This window comes from Corynebacterium sp. CCM 9203, assembly GCF_041357675.1.
In the GTDB taxonomy this organism is placed as follows: Bacteria; Actinomycetota; Actinomycetes; order Mycobacteriales; family Mycobacteriaceae; genus Corynebacterium.
The window spans coordinates 1-5,812 of sequence record NZ_JAUERY010000009.1; the positions used below are offsets into that span (position 1 = coordinate 1).

The 5,812-nt window shown below is 55.2% G+C and carries 7 protein-coding genes and 1 pseudogene; 3 read left to right on the plus strand and 5 right to left on the minus strand.

All coding sequences use genetic code 11. The features are described 5' to 3' along the window. The 3 genes from QWU44_RS11565 to QWU44_RS11575 all read left to right on the plus strand — a co-directional run. On the plus strand, positions 1 to 404 hold a 404-nt coding region (locus tag QWU44_RS11565), incomplete at its 5' end, for a hypothetical protein (protein WP_370915831.1). 443 nt (positions 405 to 847) lie between these two features. Beyond that, positions 848 to 970, plus strand: a complete 123-nt coding sequence (locus tag QWU44_RS11570; protein ID WP_370915832.1) for a hypothetical protein — start codon at positions 848 to 850, stop codon at positions 968 to 970. A 7-nt stretch (positions 971 to 977) separates the two neighbouring features. After that, positions 978 to 1,145 carry a hypothetical protein gene (locus QWU44_RS11575; RefSeq protein ID WP_370915833.1) on the plus strand — a complete coding sequence of 56 codons (168 nt, stop codon included), beginning with the start codon at positions 978 to 980 and terminating at the stop codon, positions 1,143 to 1,145. Positions 1,146 to 2,204: 1,059 nt separating this feature from the next. Here the strand turns inward: QWU44_RS11575 and QWU44_RS11580 are convergent. The 5 genes and pseudogenes from QWU44_RS11580 to QWU44_RS11600 all read right to left on the minus strand — a co-directional run. Continuing rightward, positions 2,205 to 2,795, minus strand: coding sequence for a hypothetical protein (locus QWU44_RS11580; protein WP_370915834.1), 591 nt, complete (start codon positions 2,793 to 2,795; stop codon positions 2,205 to 2,207). A 12-nt stretch (positions 2,796 to 2,807) separates the two neighbouring features. After that, positions 2,808 to 4,400 carry a peptidoglycan DD-metalloendopeptidase family protein gene (locus tag QWU44_RS11585; protein ID WP_370915835.1) on the minus strand — a complete coding sequence of 531 codons (1,593 nt, stop codon included), beginning with the start codon at positions 4,398 to 4,400 and terminating at the stop codon, positions 2,808 to 2,810. Positions 4,401 to 4,413: 13 nt separating this feature from the next. Further along, on the minus strand, positions 4,414 to 4,650 hold the full coding sequence (locus QWU44_RS11590) for a hypothetical protein (protein ID WP_370915836.1): 237 nt from the start codon (positions 4,648 to 4,650) through the stop codon (positions 4,414 to 4,416). Between the two features lie 39 nt (positions 4,651 to 4,689). Next, a complete protein-coding gene (locus QWU44_RS11595) occupies positions 4,690 to 5,277 on the minus strand; it encodes an AAA family ATPase (protein WP_370915837.1) in 588 nt (195 codons plus the stop codon). Positions 5,278 to 5,493: 216 nt separating this feature from the next. Continuing rightward, positions 5,494 to 5,812: pseudogene (locus tag QWU44_RS11600) on the minus strand (RepA); the annotation flags it as partial.

The following is a 5,812-nucleotide window of genomic DNA, read 5'->3' on the forward strand; positions in this document are numbered from 1 at the left end:
ACGAGGAAGCGAAGCAGACGAGGAAGCGAAGCAGACGAGGAAGCGAAGCAGACGAGGAAGCGAGTATGCTGTACCAAAAACAAAGATTGGAGAACAAGGTGGCTACACCACGAGAGCTTAGAAAGAAGGCGCGCGCCCTCCAGGCAGAGCAACTGCGAAAAATTAAAGAACAGGAGGAAGCGCTAGTAACCGTGCTGGCTGGCGTTGAGAAACTTCACGCCATCGAGTCACAGTTAGGCAAAGCAGTGGAAGCTCTAACGGAATCCGGAATGACCGAGTCAGACATAGCTGCCGCCATCGGCTACCCAGTTCGATCAGTCCGAGGCTGGAAAAAACAAGCGAACGAACCTCTAGACACCATCCCGGACACCACCGAAGACACCACCGAAGACACCACAAGCTAGTGTTATCGTCGACCCAACCGTCACTACCTCTAGGCATCAGCCCGCCCGACACCCGCACCGTGAATCACCCCCCACCGGAATCCAAAAGTCGGCGTGCAGGCATCGAGTTCGCGCCAACCCTTCCAATAGATGATGAGGTACGCGCGGCATTCGCCGCCCATGTCCTTAAAACACCGGGCTGCTGGTTCTGGGTCGGCGCGATTTCATCAGAAGGATACGGACGCCTAACCTGGCAACGAGGTAAAAAACAACGCACAGTATCCAGCCACCGGCTCGCACTCCTCCTAGCCGGTATTGATCTTCCCCCCGGAACCGTAGCCGAACACCACTGCAACGAACCCCTCTGCGTCCGTGTAGACAGTCTGCACGTCCATGTGTCAGACCAGGGCGAGAATGTTCGGTACGCGGTTTCCCTCGGCAGGAACCGGGGAAACCAAAAGGTGATGTACGGAAATAGACGCGCCCGCTCCCTGCGCATCCGCACCGCACTGCGCACCGGCTGGGATCAAACCGCCTACGCCCGCGCCATCACCGACATACCCGATAATCAGCCACCTCTCTTCTAGGGACACAGTGACCGACACACTAAATCAACTTGCCGCCGGTAACCTTAACGCCGCTGCCGTCCCCCTCGCGGTAGTAGGGATCATCGCGGCGTACATACGCCGCGCCATCCGAACCGCCATCACCATCGCCGTCACCGCCATTGCAGTTCTTCTGCTAATACATACGATGACATAGAGAAAGCCCCGGCAGGGTGACCCTGCCGGGGCTTTCTCTATGCCGCTCTAACCGTCTCCAACTCACGTTGCAGGCGGAATATCTCACGGCGTGCACGCACTATCGCTGCGACCCCCAACAGCAGCGTCACAAGGGTCATAGACAGTAGAGCATCACGAGGGATAGTAGGGATGATGAAGCCAAAAACTAGACCACTGACGCTAAGGGCCATCGTGGTGAAAATCAGTGTCCGCGTAAGCATGTATGTCGTCTCCTTAAAGACTTTGCGGGACCCCTCCACTGGGGACTGTCAATCTCTCACATCTTCCTGTATCCGCTGCTTCGGCCTGTCCTTTCGTCCGGTTCTGATGTAGACTTTTCAGCGATAGGCCCCAACGACCGGGGGAAGCGTCAACCTCCCCCGGCTGCCAACTAAGTACTAGTTAGTTGGACGTTGGGGCTACTTTTTTCTCTTTCGCTGGCGGCGCTCAAGTTTAGCAATCTCGACGTCTGCTTCAATCCTGCGAAGCTCAACGTAGGTTTTGCAAGCCGTGCCAAAAACTCCCGCCAGCACTATTGCCAAGACAATCAATCGCGTCCTCCTTTCTTCTCTGTTTAGTTCTCCGACTTCTTTTCAAACCGTTTAATCTTTCAACTTAACCACCTCCATTTCGGTATGTACTAAGTGTATCAAATTGCACGTCTATTACATAGACCAAAAGGGGTTTTTTTACAATCTATTTATGTGACGTTCATCACATGTTAACCTTTTTACGTTTTGTGGGTGCGCCACTCATTGCACATCACTAGCCAAGTGCATAAACCAATGGCTCCTTACACTAGATCCTTCTCCGTCCATGTTATTAGATGACTAATTATTTAAATGCACTTTGCACCACTCTGTGAGTACGGGTGGAGCTAGTGGATGTGAACCGGTTCATTCATTAGCGCAGAGAACCCCTCTCCGCAAGCACCGCATAGCTCAATGTGGGAATAATTTGGCAAGTACGTCGCCAGACGTACGCGGCAGCGAAGAGGGGCCTATCGAAGTAAATGAGAGACAATCACGCAGACATAGGCTTAGTGGGGGATACCCTCGGTGATCTTCCAGGTAGACACCCGCCACCCGTCAGGGGTGCTGGTGAGTGTGACACGCACGGTGAAGGGGTCTAGGCGCGTCATTGTCTTGATGGATGGTGACAGGACAGTTTGAACGACTTCAACGGTGACCGTGGAAACGTCACCGATCACGTAGCTATCAATAGCGCGCGCGGCGGCTACAACTTCGTCACGGCTTTTTGCCCACCCGTTCCACTCTTCGATAGCTGAGGGCTGCGGGCGTGTTTCCGGCTGGTTTTTCAGCCCTTCGGCCATTTTGGGAATGAAGTACCGCGCCGCGCGCGCTCCTGCGTCCCGGCGGTCTTTATCCTCACCAGGCTTATAGCTATACATTTCGCGCATAGCCTGCGCCGCGTTGAATTCGGCATTATCACCAGGCGCGGTGAGGTCTTTCGCGCCATCATGATCGGCATGCTCGTCGGTAGACAGGTCATAGGTACGGGTTGTTTCCGACTCCGGCCCCTGCTTGTTGTTCCAGACCACGACAAGCATCACCCCTAGAACCACTGCAATGGTGACCAAAGTGATTAAAACCATGTGACGTAATTTCATGCGCGCCCGCTCCTAGTGTTTGATGTACTTTTCACGGTTTGTGGTTATGGTCTGCACGTAAGCCGTTGTTTCGGCGTACGGCGGCATTCCACCGTAGGTATCTAACGCGCCTTCACCGGCGTTGTACCCGGCAAGCATCGCTTCTGTGAGGCTTACGCCGCGTAGCTGCCCGCTGTCGATTTTTGGCCGTACTCTCGCGGCAATGTCACACATATAGTGAGCTTGCGCCATGACTGCATCACCGACCCTGTTGGGATCGCCCACACCTGCGGCACCTATACGGTTTCCATCATCATCGACGGCATAGCCGTATTTTTGCCAGGTTCCGGGTACGAACTGCGCATATCCTTGTGCACCTGCGCCGCTGACCTCCCCACGCTTGAATCCCGATTCATGATCGAGCTGCGCAGCAAGTAGGGGAGCGTCGACGGCCTCGCAGACCGCTGCACCGCGTTCTAGCCAGGGTGCGAACTCATCGGGAACGGTGCCATCTGCCAGGTGCTCGGCGTGCTCGTCGCCTTCATCGACGCATCCCGGCTTGCTGGTGTAGCTGCCGGTGCTACTCAATCCATCCACCGGTGTATAGGTTTCATCGGCCTGCGGATAAAGGGAACTGGCAACGGTGATGTGTACGTGATCCATATGGTTCGCAGTAGAGCTGCCTCGGTCTTCCATAGGCTTTGCCACCCCATCACCGGTGTAGCTTGTTTGCCGCCACAACACGTATTCAACGCCCAAGGCTTGTCGGTTGATGTACACCCAGTCCTTGATGGAATCGCCTAGCTGAATGCCTTGGGCGGTTGTGTAGGCGGGAATCATCACGTCGAGTGCGCGCCCGTCTGGATGATCGGGGTAGGGATCACTGGCGCGCCACCCACCAATATCGGTGATTTGAGGGAATTTCTGAGCGATCATTCGTTGCAGCCGGATGGTGTCACGTCGTAGGCCCTGTTCGGAGGCGTTTACGCCGTGAGCGCTGGCTGGTGGCAGTTCCCCACCGTCGAAGTCGCCGCCGTCGATATTGACGGTGGTGCGGTGGGATAGATCAACGCCAGTGCTGGGGTTTACGGCTTGTGCTACCCAGCTTGCGGGGTCTACCCCACTGTGTTGGGACCAGCCGCCTGGATGTACCTCAAAGTGCAGGTGCGGGCCTGACGATTGGCCGTTGCTGCCTTGGACGGCGATCTGCTGACCGGCATAAACAGTGTCACCGACACTGACGAGCACACCGGCGGGGTACATGTGCCCGTAAACGGTGTCGAAGCGGCTTCCGTCTTCGGCTTGGTGTGAAATAACGATCCACTGGCCAAACCCACTAGCAGGCCCCGCATTGGTGACAACACCATCAGCAAACGCATAAATAGGAATCTCGGGGCCAGCGGTGGAGATGTCTAGCCCGTAGTGGAACCCGCCACCACGAGGCCCGTACCCTGACGTCACCACACCAGGTGGCATCACCTCCGGCTTGGAGTAGCTACCCGGTGGCACCGCTGTAGAGCCGTCGACGCCGCGTTGATCTAAGCACTCATCATCTCCACCGAGAATGACCGCAATCATCACCGACAGCAGAATTACGCCCAAAACCAACGCTAGAACCTTATTCACATTGTTCTACTTTCTAGACTTCTTTTTCACTCAGGTACGTTTCCAGAAGGTCCACAACAATTGACGAGACTGACCGCTTTTCATAAACGGCTTGAATCTTAATCCTCTGCTGCAAATCCGCAGGAATGTATACCGTTGTCCGGCACATTGATGCAGAAGGGTTCTCAAAAGCAGCTTGAGCCGTTTTGCCAGCACTCGACCCAGGCGTTTTTTTACTCATTCCAGAGAGTGCATTATTTTTCTTTTCCATAGCTCCTACCTCGTTAAATGTTATAACATAACGTAAATGTTATGTTATGTCTCCGTACATTTTCAGAACTTCTGCTGCCGCCTCGTCGTAGCCGAAAAACTCTTTGAGGCACGCTCCAAAGGAACTTCTAATTCCCTCACGTAATGGAATCGTCGTTTCGAGCACGGGTACACCTTGCTCTGCAAAAAGCTCCCGAACGTCACGATATAGACGGGTCTGCAAACGAGCTTGAGTGAGTAACACAACCGCCTTTTCGGCTGGCACAACTTCTAGCGTTGCAAAAACTCGGTCAATGTCCGCAGGCCCCGGGGAGGTTGGAATGACAACTACATCAGCTCGTCTTATCGCAGCGTCAATAGTTGTCGCACGCCCCGGCGGACAGTCAATGATGGTGACGTCTGTTACCGGCCTGTAGCCGTCGATCCGCTTAGCGGTAACAGGAATAACGTCGAAACTCAGCGGATCGCCAGCCTCGGTGGCGATCCGCGCCCACGTTAGTGCACTGGCCTGTGGGTCAGCATCAAGCACCCGAACCCCAAACCCTGCATCAGCTAGAGCACTTGCAAACCCGATGGCGGAGGTTGTTTTACCGACCCCCCCTTTTGTGTGAGAGAAAACAATGATCATAAGACCACGCTAGCACCAACATAATAACAACACAACAACACTGTTATGTTGTTACGCTAATGGGGATACGGCCCCACAAACCACGCCCTACCCGTAGCCCCCGCACACCCACCGGGAAAGCCACGCACATCCCTCGCTAGGTGTGTAGGGGTCTAGGTCTAAAGACCCTCCGCTAAAGCGGAGGGGGAACCGTATACCGCTTATGGCGTTGCCGTTTTATTTCCGCTTCGGACGCCCGCGCTTAGCTTGCATCCCAAGGGTCTGCCGAATCTGTCTAACCCGCCGTTCACTCACCCCGAACTCGGCCGCGATCTCCCTAGTGGACGGCAACTGCCTCAGTTCCTTCTTCCGCCGGAGCATGAACGCCTTGATCTCGGACTCAAGAGCCATCCCCTCTAGCGCTCGATCTTCGTTCGCCTCATTGAGGGCGCTCAGAACCTTCTGCGCGGTTGGCTGCTCAGGGTTGGCCCACTTCCTGGCGGCGGAGTTCTTGCCGCCTCTGCGGCCCATCGTCGCCAGCGCTTTACGCCCCGCA

Bases quoted from the DNA above. Each gene is read 5' to 3' on its own strand.
- QWU44_RS11570 (WP_370915832.1), top strand. From the start codon at position 848: ATGTACGGAAATAGACGCGCCCGCTCCCTGCGCATCCGCACCGCACTG.
- QWU44_RS11580 (WP_370915834.1), bottom strand. From the start codon at position 2,795: ATGAAATTACGTCACATGGTTTTAATCACTTTGGTCACCATTGCAGTG.
- QWU44_RS11590 (WP_370915836.1), bottom strand. From the start codon at position 4,650: ATGGAAAAGAAAAATAATGCACTCTCTGGAATGAGTAAAAAAACGCCT.
- QWU44_RS11595 (WP_370915837.1), bottom strand. From the start codon at position 5,277: ATGATCATTGTTTTCTCTCACACAAAAGGGGGGGTCGGTAAAACAACC.